This is a genomic window from Streptomyces sp. NPDC031418 (genome assembly GCF_055581605.1).
On sequence record NZ_JBVIJC010000029.1, the window covers coordinates 36,295 to 59,978 of the forward strand.

Annotated in this window: 18 protein-coding genes and 1 pseudogene; 18 read left to right on the forward strand and 1 reads right to left on the reverse strand. The window is 69.4% G+C overall.

The features are described 5' to 3' along the window. Window positions 1–2: 2 nt before the first annotated feature. The 17 genes from ACZ5CZ_RS33430 (at window position 3) to ACZ5CZ_RS33510 (ending at window position 19,931) form a co-directional block, all read left to right on the forward strand. Window positions 3–2,783: a hypothetical protein gene (locus tag ACZ5CZ_RS33430; protein ID WP_468948215.1), complete on the forward strand. Its 2,781-nt coding sequence runs from the start codon at window positions 3–5 to the stop codon at window positions 2,781–2,783. Between the two features lie 35 nt (window positions 2,784–2,818). After that, entirely contained in the window at window positions 2,819–3,937 is a 1,119-nt protein-coding gene (locus ACZ5CZ_RS33435) for a C40 family peptidase (RefSeq protein ID WP_468948217.1), read from the forward strand. Continuing rightward, the gene (locus tag ACZ5CZ_RS33440; protein ID WP_468948218.1) at window positions 3,934–4,584 is read left to right on the forward strand and encodes a hypothetical protein; all 651 of its coding nucleotides are present in this window, start codon (window positions 3,934–3,936) and stop codon (window positions 4,582–4,584) included. The genes ACZ5CZ_RS33435 and ACZ5CZ_RS33440 overlap by 4 nt, the downstream gene beginning before the upstream one ends. Next, window positions 4,560–7,190: an ATP/GTP-binding protein gene (locus tag ACZ5CZ_RS33445; RefSeq protein ID WP_468948219.1), complete on the forward strand. Its 2,631-nt coding sequence runs from the start codon at window positions 4,560–4,562 to the stop codon at window positions 7,188–7,190. The genes ACZ5CZ_RS33440 and ACZ5CZ_RS33445 overlap by 25 nt, the downstream gene beginning before the upstream one ends. Further along, on the forward strand, window positions 7,181–8,095 hold the full coding sequence (locus tag ACZ5CZ_RS33450; RefSeq protein ID WP_468948220.1) for a replication-relaxation family protein: 915 nt from the start codon (window positions 7,181–7,183) through the stop codon (window positions 8,093–8,095). The genes ACZ5CZ_RS33445 and ACZ5CZ_RS33450 overlap by 10 nt, the downstream gene beginning before the upstream one ends. A 391-nt stretch (window positions 8,096–8,486) precedes the next feature. Then, the gene (locus ACZ5CZ_RS33455; RefSeq protein ID WP_468948222.1) at window positions 8,487–9,086 is read left to right on the forward strand and encodes a hypothetical protein; all 600 of its coding nucleotides are present in this window, start codon (window positions 8,487–8,489) and stop codon (window positions 9,084–9,086) included. Beyond that, a complete protein-coding gene (locus ACZ5CZ_RS33460) occupies window positions 9,032–9,931 on the forward strand; it encodes an ATP/GTP-binding protein (RefSeq protein ID WP_468948224.1) in 900 nt (299 codons plus the stop codon). Before ACZ5CZ_RS33455 ends, ACZ5CZ_RS33460 begins: the two co-directional genes overlap by 55 nt. An 82-nt stretch (window positions 9,932–10,013) precedes the next feature. Beyond that, on the forward strand, window positions 10,014–10,658 hold the full coding sequence (locus ACZ5CZ_RS33465; protein ID WP_468948226.1) for an SAF domain-containing protein: 645 nt from the start codon (window positions 10,014–10,016) through the stop codon (window positions 10,656–10,658). Then, window positions 10,658–11,482 carry a hypothetical protein gene (locus tag ACZ5CZ_RS33470; protein WP_468948228.1) on the forward strand — a complete coding sequence of 275 codons (825 nt, stop codon included), beginning with the start codon at window positions 10,658–10,660 and terminating at the stop codon, window positions 11,480–11,482. Before ACZ5CZ_RS33465 ends, ACZ5CZ_RS33470 begins: the two co-directional genes overlap by 1 nt. Next, a complete protein-coding gene (locus ACZ5CZ_RS33475) occupies window positions 11,472–12,959 on the forward strand; it encodes a CpaF family protein (RefSeq protein WP_468948230.1) in 1,488 nt (495 codons plus the stop codon). Before ACZ5CZ_RS33470 ends, ACZ5CZ_RS33475 begins: the two co-directional genes overlap by 11 nt. Next, window positions 12,956–13,909: a type II secretion system F family protein gene (locus ACZ5CZ_RS33480; protein WP_468948232.1), complete on the forward strand. Its 954-nt coding sequence runs from the start codon at window positions 12,956–12,958 to the stop codon at window positions 13,907–13,909. Before ACZ5CZ_RS33475 ends, ACZ5CZ_RS33480 begins: the two co-directional genes overlap by 4 nt. Then, window positions 13,906–14,790, forward strand: a complete 885-nt coding sequence (locus ACZ5CZ_RS33485) for a type II secretion system F family protein (RefSeq protein ID WP_468948234.1) — start codon at window positions 13,906–13,908, stop codon at window positions 14,788–14,790. The genes ACZ5CZ_RS33480 and ACZ5CZ_RS33485 overlap by 4 nt, the downstream gene beginning before the upstream one ends. A 39-nt stretch (window positions 14,791–14,829) precedes the next feature. Continuing rightward, entirely contained in the window at window positions 14,830–15,138 is a 309-nt protein-coding gene (locus ACZ5CZ_RS33490; RefSeq protein WP_468948236.1) for a hypothetical protein, read from the forward strand. Continuing rightward, window positions 15,138–15,563, forward strand: coding sequence for a TadE/TadG family type IV pilus assembly protein (locus tag ACZ5CZ_RS33495; protein ID WP_468948238.1), 426 nt, complete (start codon window positions 15,138–15,140; stop codon window positions 15,561–15,563). The genes ACZ5CZ_RS33490 and ACZ5CZ_RS33495 overlap by 1 nt, the downstream gene beginning before the upstream one ends. 5 nt (window positions 15,564–15,568) lie before the next feature. Then, complete coding sequence (locus ACZ5CZ_RS33500; protein WP_468948240.1) at window positions 15,569–16,024, forward strand: TadE family protein; 456 nt, start codon at window positions 15,569–15,571, stop codon at window positions 16,022–16,024. Then, window positions 16,021–16,473: a TadE/TadG family type IV pilus assembly protein gene (locus ACZ5CZ_RS33505; RefSeq protein WP_468948242.1), complete on the forward strand. Its 453-nt coding sequence runs from the start codon at window positions 16,021–16,023 to the stop codon at window positions 16,471–16,473. Before ACZ5CZ_RS33500 ends, ACZ5CZ_RS33505 begins: the two co-directional genes overlap by 4 nt. Next, the gene (locus tag ACZ5CZ_RS33510; RefSeq protein ID WP_468948244.1) at window positions 16,473–19,931 is read left to right on the forward strand and encodes a LysM peptidoglycan-binding domain-containing protein; all 3,459 of its coding nucleotides are present in this window, start codon (window positions 16,473–16,475) and stop codon (window positions 19,929–19,931) included. Before ACZ5CZ_RS33505 ends, ACZ5CZ_RS33510 begins: the two co-directional genes overlap by 1 nt. 637 nt (window positions 19,932–20,568) lie before the next feature. Here the strand turns inward: ACZ5CZ_RS33510 and ACZ5CZ_RS33515 are convergent. After that, on the reverse strand, window positions 20,569–22,419 hold the full coding sequence (locus ACZ5CZ_RS33515) for a DUF2637 domain-containing protein (protein ID WP_468948246.1): 1,851 nt from the start codon (window positions 22,417–22,419) through the stop codon (window positions 20,569–20,571). Between the two features lie 741 nt (window positions 22,420–23,160). Between ACZ5CZ_RS33515 and ACZ5CZ_RS33520 the strand changes: the two are divergent. After that, window positions 23,161–23,681: pseudogene (locus ACZ5CZ_RS33520) on the forward strand (transposase); the annotation flags it as partial. Window positions 23,682–23,684 lie beyond the last annotated feature (3 nt).

Consider the following 23,684-nt stretch of genomic DNA (forward strand, 5'->3'; position numbering starts at 1 on the left):
CGATGTTTCGTCCAGACCGCGGCACCCTGCGCTCAGCCGGATTCGTAGTGCTGCTCACCGGGGTGTTCCTGCTGGTCAACACCCAAGTGGTGTACGCGGCGAGCAGCAACAGCCAGACCGGCGACCTGCTCGCTCCGCTGAACATCACCTCCTCCGAGGGGGTGCCGATCAACTCATACGAGCTGGACGCGGAGGGCGGCTCCATCGTCGCCTTCAAGTCCCAGGCTCTGGCGTTCGCTCTGTCGGGACTGTTCACGCTGATCCGACTGCTGGTCGGGCTGGCCGGGTGGTCCGTCGAGATGGCCTTGCGTTTCCCGCTGCTGAAGATTCTGACCCGTCCGGCCCAGCAGGCCGCCGACACCTACAACCACATCGTCGTCGACACCCTCGGGCTGAAGGGCCTGCTGCTGGCCTGGGCGTTCGTCTTTGCCGGTTTCATGATTGTGCGGGGTCGTGTCGGCCGTGGTCTTGGCGAGATTTTTCTGACGCTGCTCATCGCGGCGTTCGCGGCGTCCGCGTTCGTCCGTCCCGACTACCTCCTCGCCCAGGAGGGCCCGCTCGGTCAGGCGCAGCAGGTGGCTGCTGGCGTGGCCCAGCAGTCGGTTAACTCGTACAACTGGGGCGGGAAGGTCGGCAGCAAGAGCCCCTGCGACGGCATGGCCGGCAGCGCGGAGATCAAGTGCGAACAGCGGGCGAGTGAAAAACCGGTCACCGCCGAGGACGTAGCCCGCCCCCTACAGGACTCGATCACCAACGCACTGGTCGTCAAGCCGTTCATGCTGCTGGAATACGGGCGCATCCTCGATCCGTCCAAGCCTTCCGATGCCAAGGCCTACGCGGTCCACCTGAGGTGGATCACTGGCTGGTACAGCGCCGACCGCGACATTGCGAACGGCGACTGCGACTCGCTCACGCCGCCCATGCGGTCCACCTGTGAGCAGAGGAAGAAGGCCGAGGACACCTGCAGCCTGATCCACGGTGATGCGAAGAAATACTGCGAAAGGGACCAAGGTCTGCCCGTCAGGGACAACCTGCCGTCCCTGACATCGGGCGACGACCTGCTGAACGCCCGGAACGCGGTCATCACCGACGAGGACCAGGCTTTCGCCGCCTTTCTCGAGGATATGAAGAGAGCCGGCCCGGTCGGAAAGTCCTGTGCCGCGTACGCGGAGAAGCCGACCTGGTGGCGGGTCGGCGGTGCCGCCTTGCTGCTCATCGCGGCGCTGTTCATCTGCGGCATGCTGCTCTCCAGCGCGATCGTGCTCCTGGGTACCCAGGGCGTCTGCGTGGCGGCCGCGGCTGCGGGTGGCGTCACCTTTGTCGCCGGGATGTTGCCCGGTCCCGCACGTCAGAGCGTGTGGAAGTGGCTGTCCCTGTGGGGCATCGCGGTTCTGGCCGTGGTCGCAATCTGCGCGTTCATCCCGTTCTTCGGGATCGCAGTCGACGCCACCATCACGAACGGGCCCGACCTGATGGTGGAGCGGATCCTGCTGATTGATGTCCTCGCCATCGCCGGAGCCGCTGGGCACCGCAGGCTCCTGACATCCATCACCTCCTTCGGTCGGCGGATGGCCATGCGCATGCGCTACGCCAAGGTCGGCGGCACCCACATGCCCGGCGACACCTCCGAGCTCGGCGCCGCACTCGCCATGAACTCCCCTGCCACGATGGGCGGGTACGGCGCAGGGCTGCGTGCCTTCGCCGGCGCGGGTGGCGGCAGGTTCGGGGGGCTCGGGACCCGTCAGCGGCTGATGGGCGCGCTCACGTCCCTGTTCGACGGTGCGGGCATGCCGGTGAACACCGGCGGGATCCTGGCCGATGCCACCGCCGAGGCCGGCCGCGGTCTGGCCCCGCTCACTGCGGCCGCGGCCGTGGGCGGGCTGGGCGCGCGGCTCGGCGGGCTGGGCGCGCACTGGCTGCTGATCGGGCGCCGTCCGGATAGGGAGCAGTTGGCCAAGTGGCGCAAGCCCACCGCCGACGGGGACCTGGGTGCGGGTGGCCCGTCGGACGGCGGGGACGGTGGTCCTGGCGGCACAGGGCCGCGTCGCCCCTCTGGGCCGCCCGATCGGTATCGCAACGAGCAGGGGCAGGTCGTCGACCGCAGCACCGGCCAGGTGCTGCACGACCAGAACACCGATCGCACGCTGCTGTCGACCCGGGCCCACAACCGGCTGGTGCGCTTCCGCGGTTACCGCATCCTGCACCGCGGCGGCCGGGCGGCGTACGGGGCGACGGTCGGCCTGCCGGCCAATGTGCGCCGTGCTCGGTCGGGGGCCTCGCGCTACTCCCAGGATGCCCGCCAGCAGGTGCGCGTGTGGGGCAACACCGTGCGCGAGGACGGCCGTGCCTGGGCCGACGCAGGGCGGCATGTCTCCCGCGTCATGCGGGAGCACACCGACGACCGCGGCGGCCCCGGCCCGTTTGCCAGCCGCCGCCTGCCGACCGCAGCCACTCCGGCTGCTGCTCCCCGCCCGGCAACGCCTGCGCCGTCCGGTCGTCCTTCGGGGCGTCCGGCCTCTGCCCCGGCGCGGCCGACCGCGCCGTCGGGCGGTGCGTCGGCAACGCCAGGACCGGAACCGCTTTCGCGCCGGGAAGGCCCTGCGCCGCGGTCTCGTGCCGATCTGGGCGGCCCCGTTCTCCCCGGAGGCAGGAGCGCCCGTACCCGAGCGCGTGAGGAGGCGCGGGCCCGGATGCAGGAGCTGATGCGCAGGACCGCGCCGGAGGCCGAACGCCTGCGCTGGGAGCGGGCCCAGCGGCGCGACGAGGACGGTGAGGACGAGTGAAGCCGCCGGGACGTCGCGTGAGGCGGTGGGGGTGCATGGTGGTTCTGCTGATGTTCGCTGCCGTGTGCTGTGCCGCACCGGTCGGCAACGCGATCAGCGCGTACGTCGCGCTGAAGGCAGGCGCGCGGGAGCAGGACGACGGCGGAATCGCCGAGGGCGGCAGCGCCGCCGACATCCCCGCTCGGATGCTGACCGCTTACAAACAGGCGGTGCGGCAGGTCGGGAAGTACGCGCCGAAGTGCCAGGGCATGCGCTGGCCGATCCTCGCCGGGGTCGCCAAGGTCGAGTCCAACCACGCCATCGGCAGGAACATCGCCGACAACGGCGACATCCGTCCGAAGATCTACGGGGTGCTCCTCAACGGCTCCGGCCAAGGCGGCAACACCACGGTCGTCCCCGACACGGACGGCGGCAAGTGGGATGGCACCGCGAATGGGGAGCGCGCGGTCGGCCCCTTTCAGTTCCTGCCCTCCACCTGGGAGGGAGTCGGCAAGGACGGCAACGGCGACAAGATCGCCGACCCGCAGAACGCTGACGACGCCGCCCTCGGCGCCGCGGTCTACCTCTGCGGAGGCGGCCGTGACCTGATGAAACGATCGCAACTGGCGGCCGCGATCCTGCAGTACAACCACTCCGAGGAGTACGTGTCGAACGTGCTGGGGTGGATCGACCAGTACACGGCGGCCGCCAAGGGCCCCGATCTGAAGAGCGTGTCCGGGAAGGTCCGCACCGTCATCGAGGCCGCACGCGCTCAGCAGGGTGTGCCTTACTCATGGGGCGGTGGCAACGCGAGCGGCCCGTCGTACGGGATCTGCTGCTCCCCCAGCGGCAAGAGCGGTGCGAGCGTCAAGGGCTTCGACTGCTCGGGGCTGACAACCTACGCGTATGCCAGGGTTGGCATCAGCCTGCCGCGCACCGCGGCCGCTCAGGCCGGTCGTGGCCGGCGGATCCCCGCCAGCCTCGGCACGGGCGCCCTCAAACCGGGCGACCTCGTCTTCTACGCCTATGCCCCCGGACGCGATTCCACGATCTATCACGTCGGCATTTACACCGGTGACGGTCAAATGATCAATGCCGCCCGCCCCGGCACCGTCGTCCGGCTGGACTCAGTGAACGCCATGTCCGGCTATGCGGGGGGAGCGCGTCTGCTGTGACCACGACCCCGCGCTCTCCGCGGCTGCTGGCGCTGAGCACCGTCATCCTCGCCGTCATCGGTGGCGTCTCCCTGCTGGGCGTGCCGCACGGCCAGCCGCCGGCCCCGGCAACGGCGTCGGCCGCCCCCGCAGCCACGGATCCGTCAACGGCTGCCACGCCCCCCGCCAGGCAGCCTGCCGGCCCCAGGCCGCCTTCCCCGGCATCAACTTCCGCGTCGTCGACGCCGTCGGCCCCCGAGCCTGCGCTTCCGCCCCACGGCGAGGGACCGGCTGGCGACCGGGCCATCCAGCGCTCCCTTGAGGAGTCCTGGCCCGCCGACCTTCCCGCAGGCGACGAACGGGAGTTGCTCGCCGCCGGCCGCTCGCTGCTGCGCGCGGACGCCACAGGCGTCGGCCGCGCGAAGTGGCCCACGGTGTTCCCCGCCTCACACCAGGCGGTGGCTCCGGCGTTCGCCACCGCGCGGTTCCGCATCCAGGCTGCGATCGCCCGCCGGGACGGCAGCCCGGACACGGCGGTGGTCCATCTGGTGTGGGCCGGCATGGACCGGGGCGGCACCTTCACCGACCTCCGCATCAGCAACTGGCACTTCACCCGAACGACTTCGAAGAAGGGGGCAGCGACGTGGACTCCTCAGCCCCGCACCTGACGGACCGTGCCGATGATTCGGCTGCTGGTCAGGTATTCAGCCTGGTCACCGGCCTGGTTGACGCCGCCGACTGGCTCTATGACCACTGGTACGTACTCGCGCTGGCCATCGCCGTGTGCTGGGGGGTTGGCGAGTGGGTGGTACGCCGGCTCGCGGCCAAGGCTTCGGCGCAGCGGATGGCATTGGAGCTCGTCTCCACCCGGCATTTCGACCCGAGTCTGGAGGAGATTTTCCGGCGCGGTGTCCAGCTCGCACGTGCGTCCACGGCCATGCCCTGGTGGGCGCCCCGCCGGTCGAAGGCGGTGCAGATCCGGTTGCGCGCAGACGGCAGTGCGCCGCTGCGCTACCGGATCGAGGGCCCGGCGGGTGGTGAGAGGTTGCTGTCGATCACGCCGTTCGGTCCGGACGTGACCGTCAACCGGGCGCGGCCGATCGTCGACAAGCCGCGGGCGCACACCGTGCGGGCGGAGTTCATTCTTCGGGGCAAGCTCATCGCTCCGCTGCGTGAGGTGCCGCTCAAGCCTGATCCGCTGCAGCCTCTGGTCGATGCCGTTGCCGACCTTCGCGCCGAGCTCGGTGACCTCGCCGAGATCCGGCTCGACATCCAGCGAGCCCCCAAGTGGGCGCTTCGGGCGCGCCGCCTGCAGCTGATGGGTGCCGCGCGCCGGTCGGAACGCCGGGAGGCCCAGCGGGCTGCGCGCTGGTTGCGGCAGGACGCCTCTGGTATCGAGGATTCCCTGGGCTGGCAGCTGCAGCAGCTGCTCTCGGACAAGCCCGCTTCCGGTGCGGGGCGGCGGCTGGTGATGCCGCCGGTGCCGCGGCGGGTCGAGCCGGCCGAGGCGCTGGGCAAGCTCGCTGAGGACGAGCACCTGGTGCGCGTGCAGCTGCTGGTGATGTGTGCCTCGAACACCGAGGGCCGCGCCCAGGCCCGGCTCGCCCAACTGCAGGCCGCCTTGGACGTTTTCGGTGGCCGCTCGAGGTGGGCGATGCGTGGCTGGCGGCTGGGGCCGTGGCGGATCGGAGCCGACCACTGGCCCACCCGGAAAGGCTTCGAGCGGCGCTGGGAGCTGGGGCACTGCCAGCCGCCCCGAGCGAACTGGGTCAGGCTGGAGGAGCTGACGGGCCTGCTCAAACCCCCCACCGTGCACTGTCGTCTGCCGGTGCTCGCCGGTGACCTGCCGACCTTCGCCTTCGGAGATCCCCAGTTGCTGCTGCAGGGCATCTACCGGGGCCCGGACGGCCGCGAGCGGCTGGTCGCGACCTACGCCGAGGAGACTCTGTTCGAGGTGGGAGTCGGCAAGGCGGGCGGCGGCAAGACAGAGCGTGCCCTGGCGCAGGCGATCGGCTGGGCCCACGCCGGCGGCGGACTGGTCTTCGTCGACCCGCACCGCGACTCCTGGCCGCGGGCCCTGCCGTACCTGGCTCACGACGACTTGATGCCGAGGGTCGCGCTGGTCGACCTCAACGGGCTGGGTGCGAATCCGCGGGTGAGTTCGTGGAATCCGCTCGGAATGCATCACGGGCAGGCGGCGCACGAGGTCGTCGAGGCGATCGCCGACGCCTACGCCGCGGCACTGGCGTGGGACGATGCCACCGCTCCGCGGGCACTGACCATCCTCACCGCCGCGCTCACCGTGCTGGTCGCCATCAACGAGGCGGCCTGCCAGGCCGGCCGGCCTGAGGACCAGGCCACGATCTTCCACGTGCGGGCTCTGCTCACCGACGCCGGCCTCCGCAGGGCAGCGCTCGCTGCGGTGGCGGACCGACTGGACGAGGAGACCCGCGCGTGGTGGCAGTCGGTGTTCACCACTCTCCCGCCCGACGCGTTCGCCGTCGTCCTCAACCCGATCGCCCGCCTAGCCGCCAACCCGGTCACCCGTGCCTTCCTCGGCCAGCCGGCTGGCGTCTACAACATCCGCGCGGCGATGGACTCCCGGATGATCGTGTGGGTGTGCCCAGGTGGCAACGGGCCCACCGACCGCCTGCTGACCGCGCTGCTCGCCCGCGATCTGCTGCGGGCCGCGCGTTCACGGCGTGATACTCCGGAGGAGAAGCGGGTGCCGTTCCGCCCGTACTTCGACGAGCTGATCACCCTGACTGGTGCGGCCCCGGAGACGATCGCCTCGATGTTCGAGGACTTGCGTAAGTACAAGTGCCACGTCCATGGCATGACCCAGCTGGTGTCCCGCCTTCCCCAACCGGTGCGTCTGTCCCTGGTGCAGAACGCGTCCACGCTGGCCACCACCGCGGGGTCGAAGTCCGCGATCGCACCGATCACCGCCGAGTGGGGCGATGACCCCAGCCCGGACCGGGTCGCCACCATGGAGCGCTTCGAGCACTACGTCTCCATGAACGTGCATGGCCGCCGCGTCGGGCCTGTCCGGCTGCGCGGGCCCCATCTCGACGACGTCTTCGCCGCCCAGGCCCGCCCTCAGCAGGCCGGTGCGCTGGAGAGAGCCGCCCAGGCCAACGCCCAGGCGCTCCCGCTGGAGGCGCTCACGGACCGCGCCGCCCAGCAGCTCGGCCGGGTTGCCGCTTTCCTCGCCGCGCACGCCCCTGCTGGCGCCGCCGCGGTCCGCCTGTCGAAGGAGAACGAATGGAACTGATCACCGCCCCGACCGCCGAGCGTGCCGCGGGGGGCTTCACGCCCAGCCCCGTCGAGCCCCTCAAGCATCAGCTCCTGGCCACGCTCGCCCAACACCGCATGGCGACGACCAACCAGCTGCATGTACTGCTGCGGCCCGACCGCTCCCGACAGTCGGTCTCTGAACGGCTGAACGATCTGCTCGGCGAGCGCCTGGTCGACTTCGTCGTGCTACCGCAGTCCAATCGCAGCCGGGTCTGGTATCTCACCCCGAAGGGCGCCCGCCTGACCCGGGACTGGCCCGCGCTGCGGGGCCGGCCGCCGTATCCGATCACCTCGGCGACGGCCGCCTCACTCAAAACCCCGCACACCCTCACGGTCCTGCGCACCCACCTGGCCTTCGTCGCCGACGCCCGCCGGCGCGGTGACGAGCATGGCCACCTGGACTGGACTCCCGAGGTGTTCCACGCGATCGGCGACGGAGAGCGGGTCGTCGCCGACGCGGTCATGCACTACACGCTCATCGACAGCCAACAGCGGCGCAAGCTGCGCGCGTTCGTTGAGGTTGACCGTGCCACCATGAGCAGCGAGCGCCTGGCGGCAAAGCTGATCGAGTACGCGAGGCTGTGGACGTACGAGCCGCAGAGCGTAGGCCGGCGGCGGCAAGCGGCCGGGCCCGGCTGGCTGCGCTGGTACCCGGTGTTCCCGCGGGTTCTGTTCGTGCTGACCGGCACAGGGCGTCAGGCAATGGACAACCGGATCAGCGACCTCAAGGCCATGGTCGCCCATCACCCGCTCGTGGCCGATATGGCCCGCGAGGTGCCGCTGGGGGCGGCCGTCCTGGAGGACCTGGACAAGTACAGCCCAACCTCTGAGGTGTGGGTGCCGCTGGCCGGCGACGAGCCTCGTTCGTGGGCGGAACTTTGACCCCGCATCTCACTCGCGAGACGCGCTCAGGCGGGAGGCATCCGGTGACCGGTGACGCCATCGGGCCCGCCGCGGGATAACCGGCGCTTGGAGATCTCGTTCTCACCCACAGCAGTGGTCCGCTCGGTCCGGCGATCACGTCCCGAGATGTGCTGGCGCGACGAGCGAAGACACAGAACTAAAAATCGACCTTCGGTTCCGAAAGTGACCAGGTACGTCCCGAGTTGTACGAGTGAACTGACGTATCAAGCTGGGAAGTTGGCTGTCATATGCGTAATCTTGCGATCACGCAAACGCATCACCGCAGTTGGACCAGGCCGCGGTTCTGGGCCACCGCACGTCGGAGGCCGAGGGTTGCGGTCGACCGCATCGCGTCGTACGGGGAGGCAACGTGAAAGCTACACCGCAGCGCTCAGCGGGGCGCGAGTACGACCCTGTTCGCACCCGGAAGCACGCAACCGCGCTGCTCCTCACCGGAAGTTTGCTGGTGCTGGCTGGGTGTAGCGGCAACGATGCGGACACGTCGTCCAAGCCCAGCTCTACCTCTACGGCTGTCTCGCCAGCACCCAGTTCCACTGTCGACGCCGTCGACGCCGCTGTTCTCGCGGCGTACACCAGCTCCTGGGATGCACAGACCAAGGCCTACAGCAAGGCATCCTCGGCGGGCACCGACCTGAAGAAGAACACCACCTTGAGGGCCCTGTTCGATATCGAGCACGACCTTGAGGTCATGCGGAAGGCTGGACAGGTAACCGTCGGCAAGCCGCTGATCCATCCGAAGGTCGTCAAGGTGACCAGCACCAAGATTCCGACGGCCACGGTGACGGACTGCATCGACACGACGCACTGGACGCTGATCGACAAGGCCTCGAAGAAGAAGGTCCCGCTGCCCACGACGCGGCTCATCAAATACGTCAGCACCGCAACGCTTGAAAAGTGGGGGACGAAGTGGATGGTCACGAAGTTGACCGCTCAAGATCAGCCCTGCTAGCTCGGCGCCTGGCCGCACTCACCGGTGCCCTCGCCCTGGCCTCGGCGGGTGTCGCGCACGCCCACGATGACCCCCACGTTGGTGCCGGAAAGTGCCAGGTCATCAAGTTCTGCGTCAACGTGAACGTGGGGGACGAAACCGGGGGCAGCAGCGGGCAGGCGGGCGGCTCGCAAGACGGCAGCGACAGTGGCGGCAGCAAGACGGACTGCAAGTACACCAAGGTCGATCCGAAGCCGCCGACCGAATGGCCAGGCTGGAAGGGCGCCGACCCGAAGAAGAACGACCTGTACTTCTACGGGTGCACAGACGGCGGTCAAAGCAACCCGGACGGCTTCGTCGTCGTCCCAGCAGGTCAGCCTCCTGTGCCCCAGGTCGATCCTCGGAAGCTGGCTCAGCGTGCGGTCGACTCCATGACGTTGCTGGGCCCGGACATCGCCAGCCCGCGCGCGGCCGGGAAGTACACCGTGGGTGTCCCGATGTGGATGTGGGTCAAGGAGAGCCCCACGACGTACGGCCCGAACACCGCCTCAGCCACAGCAGGCGGCATCACCGTCACTGCGACGGCGAAGGTATCGAAGATCGTGTGGACGATGGGCGACGGTGCTTCCGTTACGTGCAATGGGCCAGGCACCCCCTACACGTCATCCGACGGCATGGCCCAGTCGCCTACCTGCGGACACGTCTACGCCAGGACCTCGGCCGGTGCCCAGAACGGCAAGTTCCCTGTGACCGCGACCTCGACGTGGACGATCAACTGGCAGGGCGGCGGACAGGCCGGCCAGCTCACCGAGGTCCGGCAGACCAACGTGCAGGTGGCGGTCGGCGAAGTCCAGGTCGTCAGGTAACGCCGCCGGAAGGACAAAGACGTTGAGCAAGACCGAAGAACGAGTAAGCACAACCCCGAACGGCCTCCCCCCGCAGGGACACGTGGCGACACCAGTGGCGCCGCCCCGAGTGTCGGCCCGCAGGCGACGCCCGGGGATCATCGCCCTGTCGTTGGCGCTGATTGCCGCCGGCGGCGCTGGTGTTGCCGTCCTGCTGCTCCAGGTCGGCAACCGCACGGATGTCGTGACCGTGGTCCGGGACGTCCAGGTCGGCCAGGTCCTCACCGAGGACGACCTCGGCAAGGCGTCCATCGCCCTGGACCCGGCCGTCAAGGCGGTGCGCGCCGACGACCTGAAGTCAGTGGTGGGCAAGCGGGCAGCCGTGGAACTCAAGCCCGGCTCCCTCCTCACCCCCTCACAGGTGACGAAGGACAACCTCGTCAAAGCCGGCGAGCAGCTGGTGCCTGTCGGTCTGGAGCCCAAGCAGATTCCCGCCACCGCGCTGGTCCCGGGCCAGAAGGTCCAGCTGGTGCACGTCCCTGCCGAGGGCACGGCAGATACCGGCAAGACGTCCGACGCTGCTCCGCAGACCATCGACGGCCGGGTGGTGAAGGCGTCCGGCGCCGCCCCCGGTACGGGCATCGTGGTCGTTGACGTCGCCACCTCTGCTACCGACGGCCCAACTGCCGCCGCGTGGGAGGCGGCCGGCGCCCTGCGCCTGGTCCTTGCTGCCCCGGACGGTAACTGATGGCTGTGATCGCGCTCGCAGGCTGCAGCGGCGCGCCCGGCGTGACCACGAGCGCGCTGGCTCTGCTGCTGTCGTGGCCGCTGGAGGCGGGACGGCGGATGATCTTGGCCGAGTGCGATCCGGACGGCGGAGCCGTGCTGCACGGCCTGCTACAAGGCACGCTCGGCGACCGGTACGGGCTGCGCAACCTCTCGGTCGCTGCCCGCAAGGGCGAGTTCAGCGACGCGTTCTGGCGGCAGCTGATCGACCTCAGCAGCGACGACGGCAAAGCCGAATCCCCGCGCAACCGGCTGCTGCTGCCCGGCATCACCGACCCCGCACAGGCAGCAAGCCTGGGGCAGGTCTGGAAGATCCTCGCGCAGATGTTCCGTGGCATCGAAGCGGAGAGCGGCCACGACGTCCTCATCGACCTCGGGCGTCGCGGCGCCTACGGGCCCTCCGGAGTGCTGGCAGAGCAAGCCGACGCCGTGTGCGTGGTGGTCCGCAACACCCTGCGCTGTCTGCAGGCCGCAGAGGGCCGGGTACGTGCCCTTCAAGAGCGGGTCGGCGACGTGAGCGTGCTGATGGTCAACGAAGGCCCGTATCCCGCAGGTGAAGTACAGCGCGTTCTGCAGGTGCCGGTGATCGCCACCCTGCCGTACGCGCCGAAGGATGCCCGGGTGCTGTCCGACGGTGCCGAACAGCCCCGCCACTTCACCAAGTCGCCGCTGATGAAGGCCGTCCGAACGGGCAGTGCGCTGCTTGCTCAGCGGGCCGCCATGCGCCGGGCCCGTCTCGATCCACGCCTGCGTGCAGCAGGCGGGGAGGTGACCCATGCACGCTAGGCCCCTACACCCTGACCCCACAGTGGCTCCGCCGCCCCAGGAGTGGGCGCAGCAGGCCAGCGTCGCGTCGCGGCCTGCCGGTGCCGCCTCGAGTCCGCAGGTACTCGGCACGGCCGTTCCGCATACCACCGTCGACTACCGAGTGGCCCGGGAGATCGCGTCCCAGGTCGCCAAGCAGCGCGAGGAACTACTCAAGGCCAAGCCCGACATGGACGGGGCCAGCGAGGAGCAGCGCTGCCTGAACTGGATCGCCGAGGCGGTCGCTCTGTGGTCTGACGCCCAGGCGATGACGCCGCAGGAAGACGAGGCGCTGCGGCGCGCCGTGTACGACCTGTTGTTCAGAGCTGGCCGGCTCCAGCCGTACCTGGACGACGAACGGGTCGAGGACATCATCATCCAGGGCCCCAACGAGGTATGGCTCGACTACGGTGACGGCGAACGCCGCCGGGTCGGCCCGATCGCGGACTCCGAGGAGGAACTGCTCGAGTTGCTGCGGGAGCTGGCCCGGGGCTCCGGCCAAAGCGAGCGCACCATCTCCACCGCGAACCCCACCCTTGCCCTGTCACTGCAGGATGGCTCCCGCCTGCAAGCCATCACCGGACTCGGGCCGATGACGTATGCGGTCATCCGCCGGCACCGGGTCTCTCACGCCGACCTCGACGACCTGGTCCGCCTGGGCACCATCGACCCAATCCTGCGCGAGTTTCTCGGGGCGTGCGTACGCGCCGAGAAGAACATCATGATCGCGGGGAAGCAGAAGGCCGGGAAGACCACGCTGCTGCGGGCCATGCTCAAGGAGTTCGACCCGGAGTGCCGGTTCGCGACCATCCAGACCGAGGACGAGCTGTTCTGCCACGCCAACGGCTACCACAAGCAGGTTGTCTCCCTCGTCGGCCGTGAGTCCAACGGGGAGAAGGACGTCACCGGGCGCAGCGCCGGCGAGGTCACGCTGCTGGATCTGATGCATCCGGCGCTGCGGATGTCGCTGGAGCGGATCGTGGTCGGCGAGGTCCGCGGCCCCGAGGTCGTCGCGATGATGCAGGCGCTGACCAACGGCTCCGGTGGCAACCTGTGCACCATTCACGCGCGGCGGCCGGACATCATCTTCGACCGGATCGCCGAGCTGTACGCGCTCGCCCAGGAGAACCTGTCCGAACAGCTCGCCTACCGCCAGACCGCCAACGGCCTGGACTTCATCGTCTACGTCGATATGACGGACGAGACGCAGATCGGCGGCCGCCGCCACCGGTACGTCTCCCATGTCCTGGAACTGACCGGGATCGGCGAGAACGGCCGGCCCGCCACCAACGAGATCTTCTCCCCCGGCCGCGAGTTCGATGATCTGCGGGCAGTGCCGAGGATGGACCCGGGCTGCATCGACGACCTGCGCCGCGTCGGTTTCGACTCGTCGCTGCTGCAGCAGCCGTATGGGGCCTGGCCGGCGCCGCTGCCTCTGAGGGTGGGGGTAAGCCGATGACGCTGCTGTTCGGGCTGCTGTGCGGGATGGCCGTGGTCGGCGGGCTGATCGGTGTCGTGGCCGGTGTCGTGGGCACCACAGCCCCGCGCCGGGCCCCGCTGCACGTGCGCTTCAAGGCGGCCATGCGCGGTGGGAAGAACCAGAGCGAGGACGCCCGCCTGCGGCGGCGGACCCTCTTGGTCGCGGCTGTCGTGGTGTTCGTAGCGGTGTGGCTGGTGTCGGGGAACTTCGTCGGCGGTGCGCTGCTGGGCTCGGCCGTCATCGGTGTGCCCTGGCTGATCACCCCGGCGCAGATGGCGCAGGAGCGCATCGGGCAGCTGGAGGCCTTGAGTGAGTGGACGCAGCGGCTGGCAGGTCTGCTGCGGCTGGGCATGGGTCTTGAGCAGGCCATGATGACCAGCCGTCAGGGCGCGCCGGACGAACTCGCGCCGCAGATCATCAATCTGTCCGACCGGCTGCGCCTGGGGTGGCGGCCGGAGTTGGCGCTGCGCTCGTTCGCCGATGAACTGGACGATGTCACCGCGGACAAGGTGGTCGCGGCGCTCATCCTGTCGGTCAACGACCGCGGTCCGGGCCTGGCGCAGGCGCTGGAGGATCTGTCGGGCACCGTCCGCGAGGAGGTCGCCAAGAAGCGCGCCATCGAGGCGGACCGGGCCAAGCCCCGCACTACCGTGCGGTGGATGACCATCATCACCGTGGGCGTGGTGGTGGCGGGGTTCTTGGTGCCGTCGTACACGGAGCCGTACTCCACGCTGCTGGGCCAGCTCGTCCTCGCGTTCCTGACGGCGGGGTTTGTCGGAGTGCTCGCCTTGATGCGCCAGTTGGGCTCCTTCCGCCGGATTCCCCGTTTCCTGGTCACCGACCCGACCAGCACTGTCCGGCTGCCTGCGGCCGTGTCGGAGCCGGACGTGCCGGTCGCCGCCCGCGAGCCGGAGGGGGCCGCGCCGTGAACCTGCTTCCCGTTGTCGTGTCTGGTGGCACGGTCGGTGCCGGTGTCGCGCTGCTGATCCGGGAACTGCTGCAGCCCCAGCCGGCGCTGGGTCCTGCTCTCCAGCGGACTGCGCCGGGCATGTTGACGATTCCGGAGCCGGAGCTGGACCGCGAGGAGGTGTGGGGCCGGTGGCTGTTGGCCCGCCTTGAGCGGCTTCCCGGCGTGAGGGTGCCCACCACGAACCTGGCCCTGCTCGGCCAGGGGCCGGGCCAGTTCATGCTCAAGAAGACCGCGCTCGCTGCGCTGGGTCTGCTCTGCCCGGTCATCGCGACGATTCCGTGGGTCATCGCCGGCGTGGGCCTGCCGTTCTACGTGCCCGCCGGCGTCGGACTCCTCGTCGCAGCCCTGCTGTTCATCACGCCCGATCTGGCCGTGCGGGACCAGGCCAAGCGAGCGCGGGAGGAGTTCGCGCACGCTCTGTCCGCCTACCTTGACTTGGTCGCGCTGAAGCGGGCCGCGGACGCGGGCCCCGCCGAAGCGCTGGAGAAGGCCGCATCCGTCGGCGAGGGCTGGCCCTTCCTGTATCTGCAGGGCGCATTGCGCCGGGCCCGGCTGGAGAAGATCCCGCCCTACGAGGCGCTCGCGGACCTGTCCGCCCAGTACGACCTGCCCGTCCTGGACGACGTCGCCGACATCATGCGCGGCTCGGCCACTGACGGTGCCGCCGTCTACAAGGCGCTGCGGGCACGCACTGCGGCACTCAACGCCGAACTGCTGGCCGACCAGGCCTCTGAGGCGAACGCGGCCAGCGAAAAGATGACCGCGCCGGGAGCCCTCCTGGCCGTCTTGGTGATGCTGCTGATGGCCTTCCCTGCCGTGATCCGCATGCTCACCGTTTAAGCATCCCGACTCGTTCAACGCTTGAGAGAGGTAAGCACCATGAAGCACACTGCAACCCGCGCCCGCCGTGCTGTGCTCCAGGCAATCACCCACCCGAACACCGCGTCCCGCAGGCCGGGTCGTGGCCGCCGGGGAGCGCGTGCCTGGGCAGGCGCCAACCGTGCCGTCCTGCGTCTGACCACGCGCGTGCAGGACGGCCTTCAGGAGGCCGCCCGCCGGTCCGACCGTGGCGACATCTCCACCACGACCGTCATCATCTGGGTGGCCGCCGTCACCGGTGCCGTCCTGATCGCCGGGACCATCGCTGTCGTGATCGGCAAGTACAACGGCAAGCTCGCCGGTCTGTGATGAGTCGTCCCGAGCGGCTGAAGGACTGGTGGCAGGGGCGAGGATGGCGCGACGACCGCGGCGACACCAGCATCCAGATGGCGATCCTCTTCCCGTTCGTGCTGCTCGCCACGGTCGCCGTCATCCAGGCCTCCATGTGGTACTATGCCCGGCAGATCGCCCTGACCGCAGCCCGCGAGGGCGTCAGCGCCGCCCGGGCCTACCAGTCGAGCCCGGCCGACGGGGCGGCCCAGGCACGCAGCGTCCTGGGCCGCACCGCGGGTGACAGCCTGCGGAGCTACAGCGTCTCCGCCAGCAGCAACGGTCAGCGTGTGCGAGTGCAGGTGTCCGGCACAGCCCTGTCGATGATCCCGGGTCTGTCGGGCCTGCACGTCACGCAGTCGGCGTCCGGCCCCGTGGAGCGCTGGACCGTCCCGGGGGAGTGATTCACATGCGTTGCAGGGCCCGTCTGGCGCGCAGGCTGCGCAGCGATGAGGGCAGTGCCGCGATTGAGGCCGCGATCGTCCTCCCAGCGTTGATCATGTTTCTGTGTCTGGCGATCGCCGGCGGCCGGATCGTCACTTCCGGCTCGAAGATCGACTCTGCGGCTGAGGACGCCGCGCGGGAGGCGTCCATCCACCGCACAGCGGCAGCCGCCCAGAGTGCCGCCCAGTCAGCGGCTGCCGAGTCCCTCAGCGACCAGGGCATCAAGTGCGCGGCGACGTCCGTCCACATCAACACCGGCGGTCTGAGCGTGCCGGTGGGGCAGGTCGGCACAGTCACCGTGACCGTGACCTGCACGGTGAATCTGTCCGACCTTCTGCTTCCGGGCGTGCCCGGGGCCAAGACGCTGACGTCGACGGCGACCTCGGTGGTGGACCAGTACAGGCAGCGGGGGGATGGATGATCTTCCGTGAGATGTTCCGGCGACCGGGCATGGACGACCGGGGAGGCGTCACCGTGTTCGTCGCTGTGTGCGTCATCGCGCTGATCGGGATCATCGGGGTCGCCGTCGATGGCGGCAGCAAGATGCGTGCCACGGAACGTGCGGACTACATCGCCGGCGAAGCCGCCCGGGCAGGCGGGCAGGCCATCGATCCCGCCGACGCGATCAGCGGGAAGGCGATCGATGTGGATCCGCAGGCCGCAGCCGCCGCAGCCCAGTCCTACTTGCGCTCCGCCGGGGCCACCGGCACGGTCAGCGTGTCCGGCGACGGAAAGACGCTGACCGTCACGGTCACCGGCAGCTACGACACGAAGTTCTTGTCGGTGGTCGGGATCGGCTCTCTGTCGGTGACCGGCCACGGCAAGGCCACCCTCCTGCATGGCGTCACGGCACCCGACGAAGGAAACTGATGCGCACCACCCCTTCCCCCGCCGCAACCGCCGGCCGCACCCTGGCACGGGTCATCAAGGCCGTGCTGAGTCTGCTCGTCCTGGCGGTGACGGTCGTCGGGCTGCCGCTGCTGCTGGCCTGGGCCACCCCGGTCATCTGGGCAGCCACCCACGACGGCGTCATGCACCTGCTGGACCGGCAGGACACCGGCAGCGTGTTCCTGCTTTTGCTCGTCGGCGTGGGATGGATCGGGTGGGCGCAATTCGCCTTCTGCGCCGTCCGCGAGCTCATCGCGCAGTTGAGGGGCCGTACCTGGCACGCCCCGCGCGGGCTGGGTGCCTCACAACGGGCTGCGGCCCTGCTGATCGGCAGCATTCTGGTGCTGCTGCCCACCAGCTCGGCGCTGGCCTCCACCGCTCAGGCCTCCCCGGCCGCCAGCACCGCCACCCACATCCCCGGGCAATCTCACAGCCCGCAGGCCGCCGAGGCCGAGCAGGCTCCCACGCCCGCGGCGAGCGCGCCGACCTCCCGCGCGACGTACACAGTGCGCGAGACGCGGCCCGCAGAGAGCCTGTGGGGCATCGCGGAGAAGGAGTTGGGGGACGGCGAGCGGTGGCGGGAGATCGCCGACCTCAACGACGGCCGGTCGATGGTCGACGGCACGGTTTTCCGCGCGAACAGCTTTCTGCAGCCCGGCTGGCAGCTACAGATGCCTGAGACCGCCGCAGCGGTAGGGGGCGTCCGTACGCAGTTGGGTGACAGAACGCCCGCGGCCGGCGAGAAGGCTGGGCATGTCGTCACGGTCCACCCGGGCGAGTACTTGTCGAAGATCGCAGAGAAGGAACTCGGCGACGGCGACGCCTGGCCGCGATTGTTCGAGGCCAGCAAGGGCAAGCCGCAGCCGCACGGCCTGCCCGAGATCACCGACCCCAACGTCATCTACGCGGGACAGCAGATCACGGTGCCCGAGGCCCGGCCCCATCAACCGGCCCAAGACCGCGGGCATGGCACGGAGTCGGGCGGCCACGAGGCCCCTCCCCCGGCCACCCAGAATCCCGATGGCAAGGTGCAGCCCGGCGACGGCGACGGCTCACTACCACCCGCGCCCAGCCAGACCGCAGTGCCGGCACCCGAGTCGTCAGCGCCCAGCGCACCGGCAAGTCGCCCTGCCGAGCAGCCGGGGCAGGAGCAGTCGTCTCCGCCCGCTTCAGCGTCCACGGCACCCCAGTCCAGCACGAGCGCCTCGCCCTCTGCCGCCCCTCCGTCAGCGTCAGCGCCGTCATCGGAAGCGTCCGGCTCTACTGCCGCCCCCGCGACGGTTCCGGTCAGCAGCAGTCCGCTGAACCTGCGCATCGTGCTCGGCGCCGGCGCACTGCTGGCCGCTGCCATCACCGGCGCCCTCACCCTGCGCAGGACGCTGCAGCGCCGCCGCCGCAAGCCCGGCGAGAAGATCGCCATCGCGTCGGAAACCTCCACAGCAGAGGCCCAGCTGGCGGCGGCCGCTGAACCCGCAGGCGCTGGCCGCTTGGACGTGGCCCTGCGGACGCTGGCCCACCACGCAGCTCAGCAGCAGGGCGAGCCGGTGCTGCCGTCCCTGCGGGCCGCCCGGATCGGGACCCGAGCGGTGGAGGTGCTGCCCGAGGACCTCGCCCAGGAGCCGGTGGCACCCTTCACTGCCGGACAAGGCGGCTGGTGGCTTCTGCCGGCCGACGCCGCCCTCCTGGACGACGAAGCCGCCCGCGAGGTGCCGGCACCGTATCCGGGGCTGGTCACGATCGGCACCACCAAGGCCGGCGACCTGCTGCTGGTCAACCTCGGCGCTCTCCCCGCGCTGCTGTTGGACGGCAACCTGGTCCACATCACCGAGGTGTGCACCTCGCTGGCGCTGGAACTTGGAATGAGTCCTTGGGCGGCCGATGTCGAGGTCGTCACCGTGGGGTTCGGTGAGGACCTGCCACAGCTGTTGCCCACGGCGCGGATCGCGCACATGCGGCAGGCCACGCATGCGCTGCGTGATTTGAGTGAACGCCTGCTGGAAGCGCACCAGATGCCCGAGACCCAGCATCAGCCGTACGTGCTGCTGTGCGCGTCCTCGCTGGACGAGGACACGGCCTGGCAGTTCGCCGACGTCATCGACCGCGCGGGAGCGGTGCCCGTCACGCTGATCGCCCCAGCCAGCACGGCGGCCGCTCGCTTCCCGGAGGCGGAGATCCTCAACGCCTCTCTCAGCGAGCCGCAGAGCCTCGACTACGTGGGCACCGACCTCACTGTGCAGCGTCTGGAGCACGCCGCCTACCTGCAGATCACTACCGCGTTGAAGGTGTCCGGGCAGCCGCCCCACCCGGCTGAGGGGCCCTGGCAGGACGTTCCAGAGGAGATTGAGGGCGTGCAGCAGCCGGAGCAGGCGCCGCCTGACGAGTCCGTCGCTCCCGACCGAGCGATGCCGGCGCTGGCCGCGGCAGCGGATGTGAGCGGCGAGGTGTTCCCGGCTCTGCTCGCCGCCAGCACCGATCCGTCCGGGCTCCGTCTTCTCTCCCCCACCACGTCGTCGGTGGAGGCCGACGGCAAAGCCGACCCGGACACCGAGCAAGCGGTGCCTTCGGCCCCGGAGTCCCGGGCTAGCGAGGACTTTGCCGACACGGCGCAGGCCGCGGAGGCCGACGTCCCGGCCACCGCCCTCGAGGAGCCGACGGTACCCGCGACGGAAGCAGGCAAGGCGCACGACCTGCACGCCCCGGAGATCCGGGTGCTGGGGCCGGTCGAGGTGACGGGCGTGGACAGCACTGGGCACGGCCCACGGATGGCGCAACTGGCCGCCTTGCTGTATTTCCGCCCTGGGCGGAGTGCCGATGTTCTGTGTGCCGACATGGATCCGGTCAGCCCGTGGTCGACGAGTACCCTCAACGCGCGGATGCAGGGCCTGCGCAGCTCCCTGGGCAGCGACTCGGACGGCAACCTGTACGTACCGCGCCGCAAGGCGGGCGATGATCCGTACCGGCTCGGTCCCGGCGTGCGCTGTGACTGGACGCGATTCCTCCAGCTCGTCGAACGCGCGCTGCCGATGGGCCCGTCCGGCCTGCCCGACTTGGAGAAGGCGCTGAGCCTGGTGCGGGGCAAGCCCTTCGGCGGCCGACCGCTGCCGTGGGCCGAGCCCCACGCACAGGAAATGATCACGCGGATTATCGACGTCGCGCACACCGTGGCCACCTACCGCATCCCCGCCGGCCCCCACCACGATCTGAGCGCCGCGCGACAGGCCGTCTCGACCGGTCTCGATGTAGATGAGACTGCAGAACTTCTGTACCGGGACTGGATGCGTCTTGAGGCTGCGCGCGGGAACCGCTCGGGGCTGCACACCGCGATTACCCGCGTGCAGCAGGTCAACCGGTCGCTGGACTGCTCACTGGAGATGGAGACCACTCAGCTCATCAACGAGCTCCTCAACGGCTCGGGCACGGCGGTGCGCAAGGCGCTGTAGGCGTGGATGCCCGGGACGACGCGGTGGGCACTACTGGCTGGGGCCGACATCCCGAGCGGCGTAAGCGAGCAGTTCGCTCAGGCCTGCCTCGTTGGAGGCGGGCGGCCTGCTGCGCCACTCCGCCAGTGTCTCCCGTACGGTCTGCAACCGCGTGCGCCTGCTGGGCCAGGTCGTCGTCCAGGGCAGCCACTGCCCCGTCCTCGGCGCGTCCGGTGACGACGACCGGCCCGTGGATCGGGTACAGGGCGATGATTCGCCAGGCGCTCGCCAGGGCCCATGCGGTGATGTTCTGCGCGAGTCCGATCACGCGTCCGTCACCGTGGATGTGCAGCAGGGCCTGCCGGTGGTACACGCCTTGACCGACTGCGCCGCTCGTTCCGATGTGATCCCGGATCGCGGATTGCGCACCAGGTTCGGGCAAGTCGAGTTCCCTGACGGTCGTGTCCGGGGTGATACGTAGGGTGCGCATGAAACCTCCTGTCTCGGCTTCCGGATGCGCAGTGCGCGCGGCGCGCACTGGCTGTGCCATGGAGGTCCCGCCTGCACAATGCAAGGGTGACCTGCGGATTCTCTCGCTTGCGCAGCCGTCGGTACTGACTGATCACTGGTTGTACAGCGTCAAGCCGGGCGCAGCTTCTCACTGCTGTGGCTGGGCGTGGTGGCGGGTCAGTGCCTGCCAGCGCCGCTCGAAGTCGACGGCTTGCTCGGCAATGTAGTCGGTGGTGAGGGGCTTGTTGTGTTGCGCAGTGATGCCGCGGGCTGCGCACTGCTGCGCAATGGCATCGAGCGACGGGGATTCGTTGCGCACCCGCTGTTCCGCCCACAGGTTGTAGACCCTGAACGGCAGGAGGTAGCGGCGCAGAGTGGACGGGCTGACCGGCTTTCCGCCACGGCCAGTCATGCCCTTCCTCTCTGCAAGGTAGGCGGAGAGCTGCTCGGCCTTGGGCTCCTCACCGTGCTCGGTCTGGTACTCCATCCAGGCGAGGTAGTAGCGGTCGACTGTGGTGAGCGCGGCCGGCTCCCCAGCCGTATCGTCCTCGCCCGGCGGGCCACCAATAGTCGCGCTCACTCGGGGCCGGCGATGCTCCCTGGCGGGGTGCGCGCCTACGCCGGCCGGCGACTCTTCGGACTCCTCGTCCGGGAGTGGATCGCCAGAAGGCACTCGTGCGGCGGGCAGGGTGGCTACCTCGCCGGCTGACGGCTCCGTCTCGGCGAACTCGCGCTGCCGGAAGGCCGCGACTAAGCCTTCCAGGTCTGCACCCGTGATGGGCTGGCCGTTGCCGCCGGTGATCCGGTCCCGCTCGTGGAGGTATGTGGCGAGGGCGGCGGCATCGGGGTAGCCCCGGTGCTCCTGGGCGTACGACAGCCAGGCGTTGTAGAAGTAGTCCGCCCATCCGTCATCGGTGTCCTGCGGGGCCTGGGATGCGGTTCCGTTCTCCGCTGAGGGCGTGTGGCGCTGCTTGAGGGACCCCAGCAGGGGTTCGAGTTGCTCATTGGGCAGGGGCCCGCTCGCCGGGGTGGCAATGCCGTATTGGTCTCGGAGCCACAGAGCGAACTGCGCGCTGGTGGGCTCGAAGCCGAAGGCGGTCACCCAGTCCTCATAGGCGTCGGCGAGTTGGGCGTTCCGGTCGTCTCGGAGGCCATCCGGCTGTTTTGGGCGCGCGGCTGGCACCTGCGCCGACGGCCGGGTGTCCGCCCCCTCTGCCTGCGCCGTTTCCTTCTGCTGGTCGATGGCGGCCTCGAGTTCGGGGCTCTGCGGCTGCGCCGGTTCCGGCGCCCGCTCGATGATGAACTGAATCGGCGGCTCGTTGATGCCGGCGGCGGCAAGCCCGGCCGGCGCCGTCTTGGCCAGGGGCACGCCGTAGCGGGCCAGGCGGAGTGGCATCAGCGATTCCACCGGAGCCTTGCGGCGCCAGGCGCGGCCGAAGCGGGAGCGGAGGCTGGCCTGGTAGACGAGGCGCTCCTGCTCGAGCTTGATGACCTGGTCGTAGGAGCGGAGCTCCCACAGCTTCATGCGGCGCCAGAGCAGGAAGGTGGGGATCGGCGAGAGGAGCCAGCGGGTGAGGCGGACTCCTTCCATGTGCTTGTCCGCGGTGATGTCGGCGATCCGGCCGATCGCGTGCCGGGCGGCCTCGACCGCGACGACGAACAACACCGGGATCACGGCGTGCATGCCTACGCCGAGCGGGTCGGGCCAGGCCGTCGCCCCGTTGAAGGCGATGGTGGCGGCCGTCAGGAGCCAGGCTGTCTGCCGCAGCAGCGGTAACGGGATTCGGATCCAGGTCAGCAGCAGATCCAGGGCCAGGAGGACACAGATGCCGGCGTCGATGCCGATCGGGAAGACGTAGGAGAAGGTGCCGAAGCCCTTCTTCACCGCCAGTTCACGGACTGCCGAGTATGAGCCGGCGAAGCCGATGCCAGCGATGATCACCGCGCCTGCCACGACTACGCCCATGAGGACCCGATGTGCTCGGGTCAGCTGGGGCATCGCACCGTTCCCCGCAGCCACGTCCCACTCCCCTGTCAAAGCCTCATCACTGAGCTGTTCTCACACTCCCATGAGCTGCGCCGAGCTGGGGCCCTTTGGGGGCGGCTCGGGGCGGATCGTCTGCGAAAAGTGATCCTTGAGGGGCAGTTGCGGCTGTGCGCGGCAGGGGCTGCTCGGCGTTCGTGGTCCGGCCTGCGGACAGCGGAACGGCGCCTGTCCCGGGGAGGAGGGACGCGTCGTGCGCGATATTCCGTCGGAATACGTTTCATCGCTTCCGTGTGGAGTTGAGCCGCTGGATGCCGAGGGCGTCGGCAATAGCGGCAAAGTCCTTCAGAGCCTCGTTGTGAGGGTCAAGGAAGCACCGCGGGCGCTTGCTGTACGCGAAGCGCACACCACCAGTATGCCCAGCCGGCCTAAGCTCAGCCAACTGGCTCTGGCTCTTGACTGAAGGGGCGTCATAAACGCGGCTTGCTGCCGTACTGGAGCGGCCGAGATCCGGGGATGGGTGCTGAGCCTCCTGTCGACTCAGCAGGGGAACGAAGTGTGAATGGCGTTCAAGCTCAAGTCCGCCGATGCAGCAATTCCGGACGACCCGGTTGACCTGTACCGGATTCTTGCCCTGACGAACCGCGGTCCCGAATACGTATGGGGACACCAGCAGGACGTCCTTCGGGACTGGCACGAGAAGAAGTCGGACGCATCAGATGTTGTAATTGAGCTGCCGACCGGAGCGGGCAAAATATCGCCTACCTCGGGCCATTGCTCGCCCTGCGGCCTCTCACGAGGTTCCGGAAGGACACGGTGCTGATCGTCGACGACATCCTGGCCCCTACCCGGGACCACACGATCGCCGAGCAGTCGAAGAACTACAGGTACTCCCCCAACCACCAGGTCGTCATCGATGCCGACCCCCGCCTGGTTGTCGCCGTCGGCCGGCCGGTCCCGGGGAACCGCAACGACTGCAAGGCATGGGAGCTATCCGGAGCGAAGGACGCCATCGGCCGGAACACTGTGATCGCTGACGGCGGCTACCGGGGCACTGGCCTGATCATCCCTCACCATCGTGACCCCGGTCGGGCCGAACTACCGAGCTGGAAAGGGAAAAGCAACGCCTCTCACCGCAAGGTCAGAGCCCGCATCGAGCACGCCTTCGCCCGGATGAAGAGCTGAAGATCCTCCGCGACTGCCGTTTGAAAAGCAACGGCGTTCACCACGCCATGCTCGGCATCGCCCACCTCCACAACCTCACCATCACCGGCTGAACT